Source organism: Streptomyces sp. NPDC093085 (assembly GCF_040683935.1).
Taxonomy (GTDB): Bacteria; Actinomycetota; Actinomycetes; order Streptomycetales; family Streptomycetaceae; genus Streptomyces.
Genome location: NZ_JBFBFB010000003.1, coordinates 473,021 through 489,733, shown reverse-complemented (window position 1 = coordinate 489,733; position 16,713 = coordinate 473,021). Strand labels below are relative to the sequence as shown.

Genomic DNA, 16,713 nt, shown 5'->3' with positions numbered 1-16,713 from the left:
ACTCCGAGCGGCGCCCGGGCCCGAGGGGGCGCGACGGACGCGGCGGACGAGGCGGGCGAGGCCGACCGGCTGACGTCGGGCGGTCGGACGGCCGGGCGTTCGGATGCCCGGCGGTCGGACGGCCGGGCGGTCGGGCGTTCGGATTGCCGGGCGGTTGGGCGGCCGGGCGGTTGGGCGCCCCCGCCGTCGTACGCGCCGCCCATCCGCACACCGTCGGAGCCCGAAAAGCAGTGGCCGCGCGGGCTCGGGGCCGCATACGTTCGCCCCCATGGTCGACGCAACTTTCGGGCATCCGCGCCTCGCCGCCATCTACGACCCCCTCGATCCGGACCGCCCCGATCTCGACGCGTACCTCGCGATGGCGGAGGAGTTCGGCGCGCGCTCCGTGCTGGACATCGGGTGCGGTACGGGCGTGTTCGCGCTGCTGCTCGCCGGGCGCGGGACGACGGTCACCGGGATCGACCCCGCGCGGGCCTCCGTCGACGTCGCGCGCGGCAAACCGGGCGCGGAACGGGTGCGCTGGCTCGACGGCGACGCGGGGGACCTGCCGCCCATGCAGGTCGACCTGGTGACGATGACCGGGAACGTGGCCCAGGCGATCACCGATCCGCAGGCGTGGCGTACGACGCTGCGCGGCGCGTACGACGCACTGCGGCCCGGCGGCCGGCTCGTCTTCGAGACGCGCGATCCGGCGTACCGCGTGTGGGAGGAATGGGCGGAGTGGACGCGGGGGACCACGTACCGCGTCACGGATGTCCCGGGCGTCGGCCGCGTCGAGACCTGGGCCGAACTGACCGACGTGAGCCTGCCGTTGGTGAGCTTCCGGGGCACGCATGTGTTCGCTGCGGACGGGGCCGTACTGACCTCGGAATCGACGCTGCGCTTCCGTGAACGTACGGAGATCGAACGGAACGTGCGCGAGCACGGCTTCACCGTCGAAGACGTACGCGACGCACCCGACCGCCCGGGCAGGGAGTTCGTGTTCGTGGCGCGCCGCCCCGGGCCCGCGTCGGATACCCCTCGGCCGTAGCCGGGGCGCGCGAACGAGACGGGCGACCGGCCGTACCCACACCCACAGGCGATCCACTAGGAACGCGTTGACCGCTCGCGGGTCGACGGGGAAGTACGGGAGCGGTTCGTCCGCCGCGCCTTCGTCATCGATCCGGGTCACCAGGCCGCTCCCGGCGAAGTACCGCCACGGCGTCGCATACGCCTCCCGCGTGACCGCCGCCACCTCGGCCCCCCCCGCACCACGGCGGTAGAGCGCGTAGCCGCTTGCGGAGGGCCGTCCCTCTCCTGGTGCACGGCTGGATGCAGCGACGTCGCCGTGCACCGGGTGGTCGGCGAGACGTACCGTACCGTCCAGTGGGCCGTCCTCCGGTCGGGCCGGCGGACGTGGCGGTACGGGCCTGATCGTAGACCTGCTCAGGGCGGACGGGCCTGCTCGGGCTGGTACGTCCGGACCGCCCCGTCGCCGAAGTCCGTGGCAGGGCGGAAGCGCGGAGCCCGGCGGTCGCAGCGCGTGCGGTCCCCGAGCCGCAACTGTACGGTCCGGAGATCCCGGAGCCCCGGCCTCGGAGGGGCGAAGCGCCGCGATCGCCTCCCGCCCGGACGCGTACAGGCCGGTCAACTGGGCCCGCACCATGGCGGTGAGCAGCCCGCGCCTGTGATGTGTCGGGGCCAAGCCGCCCGCCTTTCGGACCGTGCGGCGGCTGGACCGCGATGTGCCGGTACTTGCGGGGCTTGCGGGTGTCCGGGCCGTGCGACCACATGCAGACGTACGTGTGCCCGGGTTCGCAGAGCGTCGCTACGGTCCGGGCGGTATCGCCCGCGCAGGGGTGGGCCCGGTTCCGCCGCTGCGGTGGCGTAGCCGACGTTCATCGGGCCCTGGGCAACTCCCTCCGCCCGGAGAGGCGATGGCACCCCAAACAGCCGGGGGTGTCCGGAACTTTACGCAGGGTTCGCTGAGGCGTAGGCGGTGAAGTCGCCCCAGGCTGCGGGAGTTGTGAGCAGGGTGGGCCCGTCGGGGTTCTTGCTGTCTCGTACGCGGATGACCCCGGCACGGGTGAACGTGCGGCTGAACTCGATGCAGTCGCCGCCTTGCTGGTCGCTGTAGGTGGACTTCTGCCACTGCGCGTCTGCGAGGTCGCGTGTGTTCATCGGGGTCATCTCCTTGTTCCGAGGGCTTATCGGGCGGCGTAGGTGATGAAGTCGGCCCAGGCGGACGGGGTTACGGTCAGGACCGGGCCGGTGGGGTTCTTGCTGTCGCGCACGGGGATGACCCCGGCGGGGGAGAGGAGGGTGCGGCTGAACTCTACGCACTCGCCGCCCTGCTGGTCGCTGTAACTGGACTTCTCCCACAGCGTGTTGGAGAGATCGAGTGTGTTCATCGGGTCCATTCCTCCATTACCTTGCGCAAGTAAGCGACTGACGCCTCTGGTGAGAGTGCGTCGGCTCGTAGCCGATCGTAAAGGACGCCTGCATCCGCTACTACCGTCCGCGAGTCGGTGACATGGCCTGCACCAAGTGTCTCCTGGTACAGCATGTCGGGTTCCTCGTCGTCGAACCTCAGCAGCGTGAAAGCCAAAGACCAGGAGGGGGCGCCAGAGTCGAGCGGTAGCACCTGGATGGTGAAGCGCGGTGATTCGGCCTCCTGGATCAGGTGTGCCACTTGCGCGGCCATGATCGCAGGGGTGCCGATCATTCGCCTGAGGGCTGCTTCGTCAAGGATCACCCAGATCAGAGGAGGATTCTCCTTCTCCAGGATTTGGCGGCGCTTCAAACGGCGTTCGACCTTCCGGGAGGTCTCCTCTGGAGTATCCGTCGGGCATCCTTTCTGGAAGATCGCGTGCGCATACGGTTTGGTTTGCAGCAGCCCAGTGACCAGGCTGTTGCTGAAGTTCAGGATCGTGGTCGCCTTCCGTTCGAGCTGAATGTACGGCTCGAACCAGTCCGGGTACCCACCCCTCTCCGCGCAACGGTCCCGCAGCCGCGTGAACGCCTTCGGCGTGCCGAAGACCTCGTCGCAGCCTTCCGCGAACTCAGGGCTGGCCATGCGCTCGCCGGCCTCGACCTTCGCCACGTACTGCTGGCCGTACTGCTTCGGGGCGCCGACCTCGCGTTGGCTCAGGCCCCTGGCCAGGCGCCATTCCCGTACCTCGTTACCGAAAAACGCCGCTCCCGTCATCGGCTGTAGCGGCTCCACCGGTCCCTTCTGACCGTCCGACATCGTGATCCTCCTTCACGCCAGGTGCGTTGTCGTGCCCTCAACCCTGTTCAGCCTATGCCCGAAAACCGATTATTGGGCACAGAAAGTAGTTACTCGATGACGGAGGGGTGCATGTGTGGCGAGTGGGAGGGCGTCCGGAGGGCGCCGGACAAGGTGCTGGTGGCCGAGGGGGATTGGGTTCATCGGCTGGTTCCGGAGTGTGTGCCCCGGTGGTTCGCGGAGCCTACGCCGGAGTTGACGGCGCGGGTGGCGCGTGGGTTGCGGGGGCTGAGTGATGACGGGGAGTGAGGCGCGGAGGCGTATCGCGTTGGTGATCGCCACGTTTGGGGTGGACGGTTCGCTTCTGGTGCCGAAGTACGGGGCTGGGGCGAGGACTTGGCCCGGGGCGGGGTACGGGGCCGGGCCCGAGGGGGGTGACCTCGCGCCTGGGGATGCGCTGAGGTGGCCGCCGTGCCGGTGCGGCAGCCCGGTCTGCCCTGACGGGGGGTCGGAACCTCGGCCGGGCCGGGGTGTGGGCCCGGGCCCGACGCCGGGGCCGACGCGGGGTCCGGGTCCGATGCCGACGCCGGGGCCGGGGCCGGGGGTGGTGCGCGGTGAGTGAGGGATTGTCGGCGCAGCACTCGACGTCGCAGCCCTCGGTGTCGCTGTCGTCGGCATCGCTGTCGTCGGCGTGCGAGCCCGGGGCGGCGGTGGGGTGCGGGGTGTGTGCCGCGCTCTGCCGGCAGCGGGAGGAGGCGCGGGCGGCGGGGGACGGGTGGACGGTTCGGACGTGGAACGAGGAGTTGCGGAATCACCCGCACCGGTTGGTCGGGGAGTGGCCGGCGGCCGGGGAGGGCGCGTGGGCGGGGGAACCGGGGTGAGGCCGCGCCCGCCCGTGCCTTCGCCGTCGGCGCGCCCGTGCTCGACCCCGGGGCAGGTGCCGCCGGGGCCGTCGGCTCAGGGGCGGTTGCTCCCGGGTGAGTCGCCCTCGGCTCCGCTCTCCCCGGCTCCGCTGCCACTGACTTCGTCGTCGGGGTGGCCGCCTCCGCCGCGTGCGGTGCGCCCGAGGGCTCCGGTGCCCCCGGTGCCGAGGCAGCCGGGCCCGATGTCCGAGTCCGCATCCGGGTCTGGACCCTCGCCCTCGCCCTCGTCCTCGCCCGTGCTGGGTGAACTCCGGCTCGGCATGGTCGTGTTCGACCGGCGGTACGACATGCCCGGGGAGATCGCCGGGTTCGCCGGGCCGCTGGTTCACCTGATCCGGCCCACGGGGTTGCACTGGGAGGCGAACCGGTTCTCGCTGCGGCTGGCCACGCCGTACGAGAAGCGCCAGTTGAGGGCGCTGGGTGCCCTGCACCGGACCCGCCTGAAGGGAATCCGGGGCCGGTAGACCCTGTGGCGCCCCTTTGGCCCCTGGAGACGTCGTCCCCGGGGGCCTGGTACCGGGTCGATGCGGCCGAGCCGTGCCGGGACGGCGACGCTGATTCGCGGAGGCCATGCCCCGGTTCCCCCCACCGAAACAACCGCCTCGGCTGGCGGGGCGGCCACTCCGGAGGGGCACCGGGATGCCCCCCCGGGTCAGTACGCTGGGCGACGTCCCAAACGCTGCCCACGCCATGGAGCCCCTGGCCCCCAGCGACGCCCCCAGCCCGCCACCGACACGACTCAGCCCAGCGTCTCCGCCAAACGAAATCGGCACTCGCCCCGGATAGAACCCCAGCTCAGCAAGCGCCGCCCCCGCACACGCGGGGATGCTCCCATCTCCCACGGCCAGGACACGGCCGAGTTCGTGTCGCCCCCGCACCCGCGGGGATGCTCCGCGGCGTGACCTGGTCGACGCCATTGAGACTGGGTCGCCCCCGCGCACGCGGGGATGCTCCGTACGCGGCGAGGTCACCGCGCGCCTGCTCGTCGTCGGCCCCGCACACGCGGGGGTGCTCCCCGCAGGACCTCACCGGGCACGAAGTCGTCGGGGTCGGCCCCGCGCACGCGGGGATGCTCCACCGTCCCGCACGCAGCACGGCGGCGGCCTGCGGTCGGCCCCGCGCACGCGGGGGTGCTCCCGCGCTCAATCACCGGGCTCGCACCGGTTGTTCGTCGGCCCCGCGCACGCGGGGGTGCTCCGCATGGCGAGATCTGGCGCAGTGCGTCACCTCCGGTCGGCCCCGCGCACGCGGGGGTGCTCCGTGCAGGATCTGCGCCGGGAGCGAGGCCAGCGCGTCGGCCCCGCGCACGCGGGGGTGCTCCCAGGTCTGGCACGGCGGCGCCGAGCAGGCATCGGTCGGCCCCGCGCACGCGGGGATCCTCGTACAACCAGAGACCGGAGTAGTCGCCCCCGCGCATGCGGGGATGTTCCGGCCCGTACGATGCCCCGGTCCTCAGCGGTGAGGTTGGCCCCGCATGTAGGGGTTGTGTTGGTCGGCGAACGGGTGTCGGTGCGTTTGGCCACGTCCTAGGAGGAGCTTCGGTTGCGGGCGCTGGCCGTTCTGCACTGGACGCGCCTCAAAGGCATCCGGGGCCGGTAGGGCCTGTGGCCCCTGGAGGCGTTGTCCCCGGGGGCCTGGTGCCGGGTTGATGCGGCCGAGGCGTGTTGGGATGGCGGCACTGATCGCGGAGGGCATGCTCCGGTTCCGCCCGCCGGAACAACCGTCTCGGCTGGCGGTGCGGTTGCCCCGGAGGGGGCATCGGGATGTCCGCCGGGTCAGTACGCTGGGTGGCGTTCCAAGTGCTGCCCCGAACCGCATGGAGGACCTGGTCGCCGGTGGCGCTCTCAGCCTGCTGGCGGCGCGTCTCAGGTCAGCGTCTCCGTCGAACCCCACTAAACGAAATCGGCACTTGCCCCGGATAGAACCCCAGCTCAGCAAGTGTCGGCCCCGCGCACGCGGGGATGCTCCTTCCTCCAGGTTGATGCCGCGCCAGTGGGTGTGGTCGGCCCCGCGCACGCGGGGATGCTCCGCCCTCCAGCGGCCCTCCCGGCCCCCTCGAAGAGTCGGCCCCGCGCACGCGGGGATGCTCCGCCGGCACCGCGGCGGCGGCCCAGGGTGAGCCCGTCGGCCCCGCGCACGCGGGGATGCTCCGGACGTGGAGGTGGCCCCCGGCGTCGTCGTACCGTCGGCCCCGCGCACGCGGGGATGCTCCCCCGGCCGGGGACCCGACCACCTCCGGGAGCCCGTCGGCCCCGCGCACGCGGGGATGCTCCGTCGAGATCGACCCGCGGACGGCGGGCGTCTACGTCGACCCCGCACACGCGGGGATGCTCCGAGGGGCGCGCGGTGCGGGACTCGACCTACGCGGTCGGCCCCGCGCACGCGGGGATGCTCCCTCGTACCGTCGTGGTCGGGGTCCTCGGCGCACGTCGACCCCGCCCGCGCGGGGGTGCTTCCCGGTACGAGTCCGGCCGCCGCGACCCCCGCTACGTCGGCCCCGCGCATGCGGGGGTGCTCCGATCCGGCGCTCGGTCGGGGAACGCGTCTGGTGGTCGCCCCCGCACACGCGGGGATACTCCGCGCGCCTTGATGGGCGTCGTCGTCGGCGCGTCGTCGGCCCCGCGCACGCGGGGGTGCTCCCCGTATGCGCGGGGGCTGCTCCGACTGTCCGGCGTCGGCCCCGCGCACGCGGGGGTTCTCCCCACTCCGCAGCGCCCATCGCGACCGCCCGCGCGTCGGCCCCGCGCATGCGGGGATGCTCCGTCCATGCCGACGATGGCGGCGGCGATGCTCAGGTCGGCCCCGCCCCTGGGAGGCTCCCGCAGGAGTAACCGGCTTGGTCGGCAGGGCTGTTGCTCTGGTGGGGCGCGGGGATGTCCGCCGGGTCAGTACGCTGGGTGGCGTTCCAAGCGCTGCCCCGAACCGCATGGAGGAACTGGTCACCGGTGACGCTCTCAGCCTGCTGGCGACGCGACTCAGGTCAGCGTCTCCGTCGAACCCCACTAAACGAAATCGGCACTTGCCCCGGCTAAACCCCCAGCTCAGCAAGTGTCGGCCCCGCGTACGCGGGGGTGCTCCAGCACCCCACCCCCTCGGGGGAGCGGGGCGAAGGTCGGCCCCGCGTACGCGGGGGTGCTCCCGGGGCGGAGAGGGCTTCGACCAGCTCGTGCACGTCGGCCCCGCGTACGCGGGGGTGCTCCGTACGACCTGTCGTCCCGGTCCGCGAAGGGGCAGTCCGCCCCGCACACGCGGGGGTGCTCCCGTCGCCGTACTACGGGCGTCCCCCCCCAGAGTTCGTCGGCCCCGCGCATGCGGGGGTGCTCCGGACTTCCTCACCTTCTGGGCGGCGACGGAGAGGTCGGCCCCGCGAATGCGGGGATGTTCCGGCCCGTACGATGCCCTGGTCCTCGGCGGTGAGGTTGGCCCCGCATGTAGGGGCTGTGTTGGCCGGCGAACGGGTGTCGGTGCGGCTGGCCACGCCGTACGAGGAGCTTCAATTGCGGGCGCTGGCCGTTCTGCACCGGACGCGCCTCAAAGGCATCCGGGGCCGGTAGGGCCTGTGGCCCCTGGAGGCGTTGTTCCTGGGGGCCCTGGTGCCGGGTTGATGCGGCCGAGGCGTGTTGGGATGGTGGCGCTGATCGTGGAGGGGATGCTCCGGTTCCGCCCGCCGGAACAATCTGCTCGGGCAACGGGGCGGCTGCTCCGGAGGGGGCATCGGGATGCCCACCCGGGTCAGTACGCTGGGTGGGCGTTCCAAGCGCTGCCCCGAACCGCATAGAGGACCTGGTCACGTGACGTCCCCAGCTCGCCTGCGACGCGACTCAGCTCAGCGTCTCCGCCCAACCCCACTAAACGAAATCGGCACTTGCCCCGGATAGAACCCCAGCTCAACAAGTGTCGCCCCCGCACACGCGGGGATGCTCCGGGTGAGTTCCCGAGCCTTGGCTGGCTGGTCGGGTCGCCCCCGCACACGCGGGGATGCTCCGCCGGCCAGTTCCGGCACGGTCAGCCACTGCCGGTCGTCCCCGCACAGGCGGGGGTGCTCCCACCCAGCAGCTCCAGGCCGTCGCCCAGTACGTGTCGGCCCCGCGCATCCGGGGATGCTCCGTCCATGCCGACGATGGAGGCGGCGATGCTCAGGTCGGCTCCGCCCTGGGAGGCTCCCGCAGAAGCAACCGGCTTGGTCGGCAGGGCTGTTGCGCTGGCGGGGCGCGGGGATGCCCACGGGGTCAGTACTCTGAGTGGGCGTTCCAGTGCCACCCTTGACGACATGGAGGACCTAGTCACCGGTGACGCTCTCAGCCTGCCTGCGACGCGACTCAGGTCAGCGTCTCCGTCGAACCCCACTAAATGAAAACGGCACTTGCCCCGGATAGAGCCCCAGCTCAGCAAGTGTCGGCCTCGCGCACGCGGGGGTGCTCCCACGGTCGACGGCAACGCGCGCTTCTACGGGGTGTCGGCCCCGCACACGCGGGGGTGCTCCGTTCTCCGCGCCGGTCGCGGGCAGCAGCGGCTGGTCGGCCCCGCGCACGCGGGGGTGCTCCCTGCTGCTCCTCCATCTGCCCCAGGTACACCACGTCGGCCCCGCATGCAGGGGCTGTGCTGGTCGGCGAACGGGTGTCGGTGCGTCTGGTCACGCCCTACGAGGAGCTTTAGCTGCGGGCGCTGGTCGTTCTGCACCGGACCCGGCGCAGGGGATCCGGAGCTGGTAGGGCCTGTGGGCCCTGGAGGCGCTGGCCCCGGGGGCCTGGTGCCGGGTTGACGCGGCCGAGGCGTGTTGGGACGGCGGCACTGATCGCGGAGGGCATGCTCCGGTTCCGCCCGCCGGAACAACCGTCTCGGCCAACGGGGCGGCCACTCCGGAGGGGGCACCGGGATGCCCACCGGGTCAGTACGCTGGGTGGGCGTTCGAAGTGCTGCCCCGGACGGCATGGAGGACCTGGTCACCGATGACGCTCTCAGCCTGCCTGCGACGCGACTCAGGTCAGCGTCTCCGTCGAACCCCACTAAACGAAAACGGCACTTGCTCCGGCTAAAACCCCAGCTCAACAAGTGTCCGCCCCGCACACGCGGGGATGCTCCGCCCTCCGCCCGCGGCTCCGGCGGAGTCGGCCAGTCCGCCCCGCACACGCGGGGGTGCTCCGGGTTTTGACGGTCTGCGAAAGCGGCTCGTTGGGTCGGCCCCGCGCACGTGGGGGTGCTTCCGCAGGAGCAGTCGGCTCGGTCGGCAGGGCGGTTGCTCTGGCGGGGCGCGGGGATGCCCGCTGGGTCTGTACGCTGGGTGGGCGTTCGAAGTGCCACCCCTGACGGCATGGAGGAGTTGGTCACCGGTGACGCCCTCGGCTCGCCAGCGACAGGACGCAGGTCAGCGTCTCCGCCCAACGCCACTAAACGAAATCGGCACTTGCCCCGGTTAAACCCCCAGCTCAGCAAGTGTCGGCCCCGCACGCGCGGGGATGCTCCCTCCAGCTCGGCGTAGTCACCCACCTCGCCGACGTCGGCCCCGCACGCGCGGGGATGCTCCGTAGAACCTGAGCGAGGCGACCTGCTGCGGGGCGTCGGCCCCGCACGCGCGGGGATGCTCCCGGCCCCGCGCGCTGGCCCCAGCACCGCCCCGGGTCGGCCCCGCACGCGCGGGGATGCTCCCGGCCCCGCGCGCTGGCCCCAGCACCGCCCCGGGTCGGCCCCGCACGCGCGGGGATGCTCCCCGGCAGGTACGGAACCCTCGCTACCCCGGCCAGTCGGCCCCGCACACGCGGGGATGTTCCGTACGTATCCGGCGACGCGCAGCACCTGCTCGCGTCGGCCCCGCGCACGCAGGGGTGCTCCCTGGCGGTGGGTCACCTTCGGCGGGCAGACCGAGGTCCGCCCCGCGCATGCGGGGATGCCCCCTGGCCGCTGGAGGACTAGGGCAGCACCACGGGGGTCCGCCCCGCGCATGCGGGGATGCTCCCCGCCGGGTTCCGGGTGTCCCGCCGGGTGGATCGTCGGCCCCGCGTATGCGGGGATGCTCCGTCGGGGGTGCGTTCGCCTTTGCGCCACAGGACGTCCGCCCCGCACACGCGGGGATGCTCCCCGGTCGATCGGCAGATCTTCCTCGCCGATGACGTCGGCCCCGCGCATGCGGGGATGCACCGGACCTGATCGCCTCCTGCGAGACGCGCATCCAGTTGTCCCCGACAGTGCGGGGTGCCCCCAGTCACTCCACCGGCCACGGTCCCGCGTGCCAATCGACCCCGCATATGCGGGGACGCTCCCCCGGTCATCATGGCCTCGGCGGCTCGTCACCTGTCGGCCCGGCGTATGCGGGGATGCTCCGAGCCCCGTGGTTCCGGTGCCGATCGTGGTGAAGTCGCCCCCGCGCACGCGGGGTTCCTCAGGTGGGTTCTGACCGCTGGGTCTGGTTGGCCTCGTACTCACGGGGGCGTTTTGGCGAGGCAGGGGGACGGGTGGCAGCCTCTTCCGTGTTGGCGCCCCGCGTCGCCCCCCTGGGGCGCCTTCTCACCCCCGCAGCTCCTGCGTGCAGCACTTCACGCTGCCGCCGCCCTTCAGGAGTTCGCCCAGGTCCATTCCGATGGGTTCGAAACCCCGGGCGCGTAGGGGTTCGAACAGGCCAGTCGCGGCCTGGGGGAGGAGGACGTGGTGGCCGTCGCTGACCGCGTTCAGGCCGAAGCGGGAGGCGTCGGCGGCCTCTGCGCGGAGGGCGTTGGGGAAGAGCCTGGTCAGGACTGCGCGGCTGCCGGGGGAGAACGCGTCCGGGTAGTACATGATCTCCCCGGCCGCCTCGTCCAGGACGCAGAGTGCCGTGTCCAGGTGGTAGTAGCGCGGGTCGATCAGGTCCAGGCCGATCACCGGGCGGCCGAAGAACTCCTGGGCCTCGCCGTGCGCCAGCGGGCTGGAGCGGAAGCCCCGGCCGGCCAAGATGTAGTCGGACGTGACTGCGAAGTCGCCCTCTCCCTCGTTGACGTGGACGGGCTCCCTGACCTCCGGATACCCCTGTCCCCGGAACCAGTTCAGGTGGGCCTCCGCCTCCGCGCGCCGCTCCTCGTGCGCGAAGCGCGCCCCCAGGACGCGGCCCTCCACCACGGTCGCGCCGTTCGCCGCGTACACCATGTCGGGCAGCTCGGGGTCCGGTTCCAGTACGGAGACGGTGTGGCCCAGCGAACGGTACCGGTCACGCAGGTCCTCCCACTGGACGAGGGCCAGGCGCTGGTCCACCGGCTTCGCCGGGTTCATCCACGGGTTGATCGAATACGTCACTTTGAAGTACTCGGGTGGGCACATCAGATAGTGCCGAGGGGAGGAGACGCGGGGACGGGGCACCTTAGGGGCTCCTTACGGGTGGCCCGCCCTCGCACCGGGTCGGCGCGTCGGGGCGGGGCGGGGCGGGGCGGGGCGGGGTAGGGCGGGGCAGGCAGTGCGCACGGGGTATGTGCCGACAGCCATGCTGAGAGTGGTGAGAGTTTGTGCTGAGAGTTGTGCTGAGAGTGATGCCGTGGGTCGCGTTAGTGAGTTGCGTTAGTGAGTTGCGTTGGTGGGGCGTGTTCGTGCGTCGTGTCAGTGGGGCGTGTTCGTACGTCGTGCTGTGAGTTATGGTGCGCCGTCGCCGGGTTCCGCGCGTGCACCGTTCGGGTGGTCTTCGCGCATGTCAGACGGCCTGCGCGGACGGTACGTAACCGGTGCGTTACGGGCGTGTGGCGTCGGGGTGGCACTTCCCTTTGGGGGGTCCACTTCCCTTTGGGGGTTCCACTTTCCTTTAGGGGTTCCCGTGGGTGGTTCCTGCGGGTCGTTCTTCGGGTTGCGGTGCCTTTCGGTGGGCGGCGCGCAATAAGGGGACCTCGCGGCGGGCCGGAGCCGGCCGGCCGCTCATCCCTCCGGGGGCGCGTGGGGGCGCGTCGAGGCATGTGGGGCGGCTGTGGCGGAAAACGCACCCCGCCGGGGTTTCCGGGAAGCGCTCCCCTGGGCCTCATATCGCTACATAAGCCGCGATGACGGCCACGGCGGGGGATGAGCCCACCTCCGCCCATGCTCCCCGGTGCGGGACCACGGCCGCCCGGGAGGCAGGATGGTGCGACCATGGGAAGAGTCCGCGCTGACGGGCATGGGTGGACGAGCATGACTGTGAGGGGATAGATGGGCGACGATTTCGGCCGCTTCCACGGCACGGAGAGCAAAATTCCCCAGTGGCTTCGCAGGCGGCCCAAGAGCACGAACGGCACCAAGAACACCAAGGGTGTCCGGGGTGGCAAGGGAGGCGGCGGTGCGGGCGGGGCCGAGGCCGTCGCCGCGGCCCGGGAAGGGCTGCTGCTCGCCGTCGCCGGAGCGGGGATGCCCGTCGCGCCCGCCGCCCACCCGGTCGGTTACCGATGTTCCTGCGAGCGTATCGGCTGTCCCACCCCGGGGCGCCACCCGATCTCCTTCGCCTGGCAGACCCAGTCCACCACCGACCGGGCCCAGGTCGAGCGCTGGGCGCGCAATCAGCCCGAGGCGAACTTCATCACCGCGACCGGGATGGTCCACGACGTTCTCGACGTGCCCCTCGAAGCGGGGCGCAGCGCCCTGGAACGCCTGCTGGAGCAGGGCATCGAGGTCGGCCCCGTCGCCGACTCCGGCGGGGACCGGATGCTCTTCTTCACCGCCACGCGCGGCACCCCGGAGGACGAGGACGAGTGGTGGCCCTGTGAGCTGGACTGCCACCCCGAGACCATGGACGAGCACCCGGGGCTGCGCTGGCACTGCCGGGGCAGTTACGTACTCGTACCGCCCGCCCGGCTCCCCGGTGAGCTGGGTGTCGGCTGGGTGCGCGGGCCGGAGCATCCGCTGCCGGACCCGCTGACCCTGCTGGAGATCCTCACCGACGCGTGTGCGCGGTACGCGGGGGAGAACGGCGAGCTGGATCCCCACGCGGTCGCCTGGCCCATGGGGCGTTGAGCGGCAGACCTGGCCGCCCATGGGGGGCGTTGCGGGCGTGGGGCCCATGGGGGGCGAGAGGGCCTATGGGGAGTTGGGGGAAGGGGAGGAAGAGGAAGAGGGAGGGACTCGGGGGGCGTCGTCGGGTCCGTACCGTACGACCGGACCGGCCCCGCACACCCCGGCACCCTGCTACGGCCCGCGAGCCACGCCCCGCTACGAGCCCTTCGCCGCCACAACCCCCTGCAAGCGGCCCGCCACGGTCACCCTCTGGTCGCCCGCGTCCGCCGCCGGGACCAGGACCGCCTGGCTGGAGACCCACTCCTTCGTGAGGGTGCTCGTCACCTCACCCGTCGTCAGCGCCTGCACGTCCTTGCTGACCTCCGGCTTCACGCCCTTCGCGCCCGTCAGCCGCTCGAAGTACCGCGTCGTGAAGAAGACCAGCGCACCGCCGTCCTCCGTCGCCAGACCCAGCGGTTCGAAGTCGCCGCTGCTGACCGCCTGGTCGATGTACTGCGTGGACAGGCCCCGCAGCCGCTCCTTCTTCTTGCGCTCCTCGCGCAGCGCGTCGGTGTGCGGGCCGTCCGCGAAGTGGCCCGGTTCGCCGTCCTCCAGGTACGAGGCGTACTCCGCGCTCAGATCCTTCGGCGCCACCGACAGGCCCTTGCTGCCCGGCTCCACCGGCTCGGCCAGGCCCTCGTCGTCCGTACGGAACTCCGGGACCGCGTCCGCCGCGACGATCGTGAGATACGGGACCTTCCACTTCTGGTCCGGGCCGTTGCGCAGGAACACCAGGAGCCAGCGGGTCTGCTGGCCGCCGGCCGACTGCCGGTTGCTCCGGGTGTCCGCCACGAACCAGCGCGGCCAGCCCGCCTTCTTCGGTATCGCGAACTTCGCGTCCGACAGCTCCAGCGGCTGATGCTGAGGGTTCCCGTTCGGGGAGGTGACGGAACGCGCCTTCAGGCCCGCCTGGTTGATCGCGCCGAGCGCGCCGGTCACCCGGTCCGCGTCGAGCCCCGGGTCGTACGCCTTGTCCGCCGCGTTGTACGCCTCTGTGAAGTCCTTCAGCGCCCGCGCGGCCTCGCCCCGGTCCGCCGACGGCAGCACCGCCAGCTCGCCGTGTACGGTCACGCAGCCGCTCGCCGTCAGCGACAGCACCGTCACCGCCGCGAGCGCCGCCGCCGTCCGGCGAGCCCGGAACGTCTTCCGATCCCGAAGGCGATCCCGAAGCCGATCCCGAAGGCGATCCAGATTCCGAAGCCGATCCCGATCCCGAAGCCGAACCCGAATCGGCCCTACCAGCCTGCTCATCGGCCGCCTCTGCTCCCCTTGGCCCCTGCCGCAGGCGCCGTGCTACCTGCCGCTGTTCCTACTCAAGACCCGCACGACCCGTACGACTCGTACGACCTGTACGAACGGATCGCCACCCTACCGGGGCCAGGAACAGTGCGAGGACCGGGACCAGATACAGGAACCAGACGGTTACCTGAAGGACCGTCGGGTCCGGCTGGAAGTTGAGCACGCCCTTCAGGAGCGTGCCGTACCAACTGTCCGGCGGCACCGTGTCACTGATGTCGAACGCCTTGTCCGACAGGCCGCCCACGAACCCCGCCTCCTGGAGATCGTGGACCCCGTACGCGAGCACCCCGGCCGCCACGACCACCAGCATCCCGCCGGTCCACGTGAAGAACTTGGCCAGATTGATCCTCAGCGCGCCCCGGTAGAAGAGCCAGCCGAGGAGGACCGCCGTGGCGATGCCGAGCGTCACCCCGATCAGGGGGCCGTGCGTACCGTCCGAGGACGCCCTCACCGACGCCCAGACGAAGAGCGCCGTCTCCAGCCCCTCCCGGCCCACCGCCAGGAACGCCGTCGCCACCAGCGCGCCCGTCCCCATGCGCAGCGCCGCGTCCAGCTTCGCGCCCAGCTCCGCCTTGAGGTGGCGTGCCGTGCGCCGCATCCAGAACACCATCCACGTCACCAGGCCGACCGCGATGATCGACAGCGAGCCGCCCAGCCCCTCCTGCGCCTCGAACGTCAGCTCCTGGGAGCCGAATTCGAGGCCGAAGCCGAAGGCGAGGGCCAGGACCACGGCGACCGTGATGCCGATCCAGACGGGGCGCAGCGCGTCGCGGCGCTCCGTCTTCACGAGGTACGCGATGAGGATGCAGACGACGAGACTGGCCTCCAGGCCCTCCCGCAGGCCGATCAGATAGTTGCCGAACACGCCGGACTCCTTCTGGAACACGTCATAGGGGTGGAACACGTCATAGGGGTGGGGCGGGGTGCGGTGGGCTCGGGTGGGCTTACGTGAACAAGGCCCGGCCCCACCAGTCGGAACCGTCCCGTACACCCGGCGGGATCGCGAAGACCGCGGAACCCACGTGCTGGATGTACTCGTTGAGCGCGTCAGAGCGCGCCAGCGCCTGCTGTACGGGGATGAACGCGTCCCGCACGTCCCGCTGGTACGCCAGGAAGAACAGGCCCGCGTCCAGCCGGCCCAGGCCGTCCGTACCGTCCGTGAACGAGTAGCCCCGGCGCAGCATCCGCACCCCGTGGTGGGAGTCGGGGTGCGCCAGCCGTACGTGCGAGGTCGGCAGCATCGCGCGGAGGCTGGGCGGGTCGTGCTCGTGGGCCTTGCCCACCGCCGCGCCCTCCTTCTTGTCGCGGCCGAAGACATCCTCCTGCTCCTGGAGCGAGGTACGGTCCCAGCTCTCGATCCGCATCGCGATCCGGCGCGCGACCAGATACGAGCCCCCGGCCAGCCATGCCGGGCCCTCCTTCCCGCCCACCCATACGTGCCGGTCGAGCGCGGCCGTCTCGGTGCCCGCGATATTGCTGGTGCCGTCCTTGAAGCCGAAGAGGTTACGCGGGGTCTGGGCGCCCGGGGTCGTGGACGACGTCTTGCCGAAGCCGAGCTGGGACCAGCGCACGGCCACCTTGCCGAAGCCGATCCTGGCGAGGTTGCGGATGGCGTGGACGGCTACCTGGGGGTCGTCGGCGCAGGCTTGCACGCAGAGGTCGCCGCCGCCGCGCGCCGGGTCGAGGTTGTCGCCCGGGAACTTCGGGAGGTCGACGAGGGCGGCGGGGCGGTGTGCGGCGAGGCCGAAGCCCGCTTTCTCGCGGAAGAGGGCGGGGCCGAAGCCCACCGTGAGCGTGAGGCGGGAGGGCGGGAGGCCCAGGGCCTCGCCGGTGTCGTCCGGCGGCGCCTCGGGCAGGCCCCCGTACGCGCCCCCGCCGACCCCGTGCCCCGCCGTCATCCGCTCGGCGGCCCGCGTCCAGTCCTTCAGCAACTGGATCAGCTCGGCCCGGTCCTCCGTCGTCACGTCGAACGCGGCGAAGTGCAGCCGGTCCTGTACGGGCGTGGCGATCCCCGCCTGGTGCGCCCCGTGGAACGCCACGGCCGCGCCCGCCGCCTCCCCCGACTCCTCGGGGCCCGGGGTGCGCTCTCCGGCCCGTACCGCCGCGACGGTGCCTCCTGCCGCCACGGCCCCCAGCGCCAGGCCGGCACCGCCCCAGCCGAGGAGGGCGCGGCGGGAGGGAGAAGGAGAGGGGGAGGAAGAGGGAGAAGGTGAGGGGGAGGGAGAAGGAGAAGGTGAGGGGGAGGAGGAGGGAAGAGGAGGGGTGGGGGTGGTGTCCGTTGGTGTGGAGTTGATGTCCGGCATGGGGGCGCTT

Annotated in this window: 10 protein-coding genes, 1 pseudogene and 1 CRISPR repeat array; of the genes and pseudogenes, 3 read left to right on the top strand and 8 right to left on the bottom strand. The window is 71.9% G+C overall.

All coding sequences use genetic code 11. The annotated features are described in order from the left end of the window. Positions 1 to 268 precede the first annotated feature (268 nt). The gene (locus AB0O07_RS12895) at positions 269 to 1,030 is read left to right on the top strand and encodes a methyltransferase domain-containing protein (RefSeq protein ID WP_365631222.1); all 762 of its coding nucleotides are present in this window, start codon (positions 269 to 271) and stop codon (positions 1,028 to 1,030) included. A gap of 78 nt (positions 1,031 to 1,108) precedes the next feature. On the opposite strand, the pseudogene AB0O07_RS12890 reads toward AB0O07_RS12895, so the two are convergent. The 4 genes and pseudogenes from AB0O07_RS12890 to AB0O07_RS12875 all read right to left on the bottom strand — a co-directional run. Then, positions 1,109 to 1,645: pseudogene (locus AB0O07_RS12890) on the bottom strand (hypothetical protein); the annotation flags it as partial. A 305-nt stretch (positions 1,646 to 1,950) separates the two neighbouring features. Next, positions 1,951 to 2,160 (bottom strand): DUF397 domain-containing protein, encoded by a 210-nt coding sequence (locus AB0O07_RS12885; protein ID WP_365631220.1) that lies wholly within the window; start codon positions 2,158 to 2,160, stop codon positions 1,951 to 1,953. 26 nt (positions 2,161 to 2,186) lie between these two features. Next, a complete protein-coding gene (locus AB0O07_RS12880) occupies positions 2,187 to 2,390 on the bottom strand; it encodes a DUF397 domain-containing protein (protein WP_365631219.1) in 204 nt (67 codons plus the stop codon). Next, positions 2,387 to 3,229, bottom strand: a complete 843-nt coding sequence (locus AB0O07_RS12875) for a helix-turn-helix transcriptional regulator (protein WP_365631217.1) — start codon at positions 3,227 to 3,229, stop codon at positions 2,387 to 2,389. Before AB0O07_RS12875 ends, AB0O07_RS12880 begins: the two co-directional genes overlap by 4 nt. A 1,084-nt stretch (positions 3,230 to 4,313) precedes the next feature. Between AB0O07_RS12875 and AB0O07_RS12870 the strand changes: the two genes are divergently transcribed. Then, positions 4,314 to 4,595: a hypothetical protein gene (locus AB0O07_RS12870; protein WP_365631215.1), complete on the top strand. Its 282-nt coding sequence runs from the start codon at positions 4,314 to 4,316 to the stop codon at positions 4,593 to 4,595. A 1,476-nt stretch (positions 4,596 to 6,071) separates the two neighbouring features. After that, positions 6,072 to 6,893: direct repeats of the CRISPR family, unit length 28 nt; unit sequence GTCGGCCCCGCGCACGCGGGGATGCTCC. 3,739 nt (positions 6,894 to 10,632) lie between these two features. On the opposite strand, the gene ddaH is transcribed toward AB0O07_RS12870, so the two are convergent. Beyond that, positions 10,633 to 11,454 (bottom strand): dimethylargininase, encoded by an 822-nt coding sequence (gene ddaH / locus AB0O07_RS12865; RefSeq protein ID WP_365631213.1) that lies wholly within the window; start codon positions 11,452 to 11,454, stop codon positions 10,633 to 10,635. Positions 11,455 to 12,264: 810 nt separating this feature from the next. Between ddaH and AB0O07_RS12860 the strand changes: the two genes are divergently transcribed. After that, positions 12,265 to 13,062 carry a bifunctional DNA primase/polymerase gene (locus tag AB0O07_RS12860; protein ID WP_365631211.1) on the top strand — a complete coding sequence of 266 codons (798 nt, stop codon included), beginning with the start codon at positions 12,265 to 12,267 and terminating at the stop codon, positions 13,060 to 13,062. A 195-nt stretch (positions 13,063 to 13,257) separates the two neighbouring features. On the opposite strand, the gene AB0O07_RS12855 is transcribed toward AB0O07_RS12860, so the two are convergent. From AB0O07_RS12855 to efeB, 3 genes are all read right to left on the bottom strand, one after another. Next, positions 13,258 to 14,205: a hypothetical protein gene (locus tag AB0O07_RS12855; RefSeq protein ID WP_365631209.1), complete on the bottom strand. Its 948-nt coding sequence runs from the start codon at positions 14,203 to 14,205 to the stop codon at positions 13,258 to 13,260. 205 nt (positions 14,206 to 14,410) lie between these two features. Then, positions 14,411 to 15,265 carry an iron uptake transporter permease EfeU gene (gene efeU / locus AB0O07_RS12850; protein WP_365631582.1) on the bottom strand — a complete coding sequence of 285 codons (855 nt, stop codon included), beginning with the start codon at positions 15,263 to 15,265 and terminating at the stop codon, positions 14,411 to 14,413. A gap of 79 nt (positions 15,266 to 15,344) precedes the next feature. Continuing rightward, entirely contained in the window at positions 15,345 to 16,703 is a 1,359-nt protein-coding gene (gene efeB, locus AB0O07_RS12845) for an iron uptake transporter deferrochelatase/peroxidase subunit (RefSeq protein ID WP_365631207.1), read from the bottom strand. Positions 16,704 to 16,713: the final 10 nt, after the last annotated feature.

Bases quoted from the DNA above. Each gene is read 5' to 3' on its own strand.
- AB0O07_RS12875 (WP_365631217.1), bottom strand. From the start codon at position 3,229: ATGTCGGACGGTCAGAAGGGACCGGTGGAGCCGCTACAGCCGATGACG.
- AB0O07_RS12870 (WP_365631215.1), top strand. From the start codon at position 4,314: ATGTCCGAGTCCGCATCCGGGTCTGGACCCTCGCCCTCGCCCTCGTCC.
- AB0O07_RS12860 (WP_365631211.1), top strand. From the start codon at position 12,265: ATGGGCGACGATTTCGGCCGCTTCCACGGCACGGAGAGCAAAATTCCC.
- AB0O07_RS12895 (WP_365631222.1), top strand. From the start codon at position 269: ATGGTCGACGCAACTTTCGGGCATCCGCGCCTCGCCGCCATCTACGAC.
- AB0O07_RS12885 (WP_365631220.1), bottom strand. From the start codon at position 2,160: ATGAACACACGCGACCTCGCAGACGCGCAGTGGCAGAAGTCCACCTAC.
- AB0O07_RS12880 (WP_365631219.1), bottom strand. From the start codon at position 2,390: ATGAACACACTCGATCTCTCCAACACGCTGTGGGAGAAGTCCAGTTAC.
- efeB (WP_365631207.1), bottom strand. From the start codon at position 16,703: ATGCCGGACATCAACTCCACACCAACGGACACCACCCCCACCCCTCCT.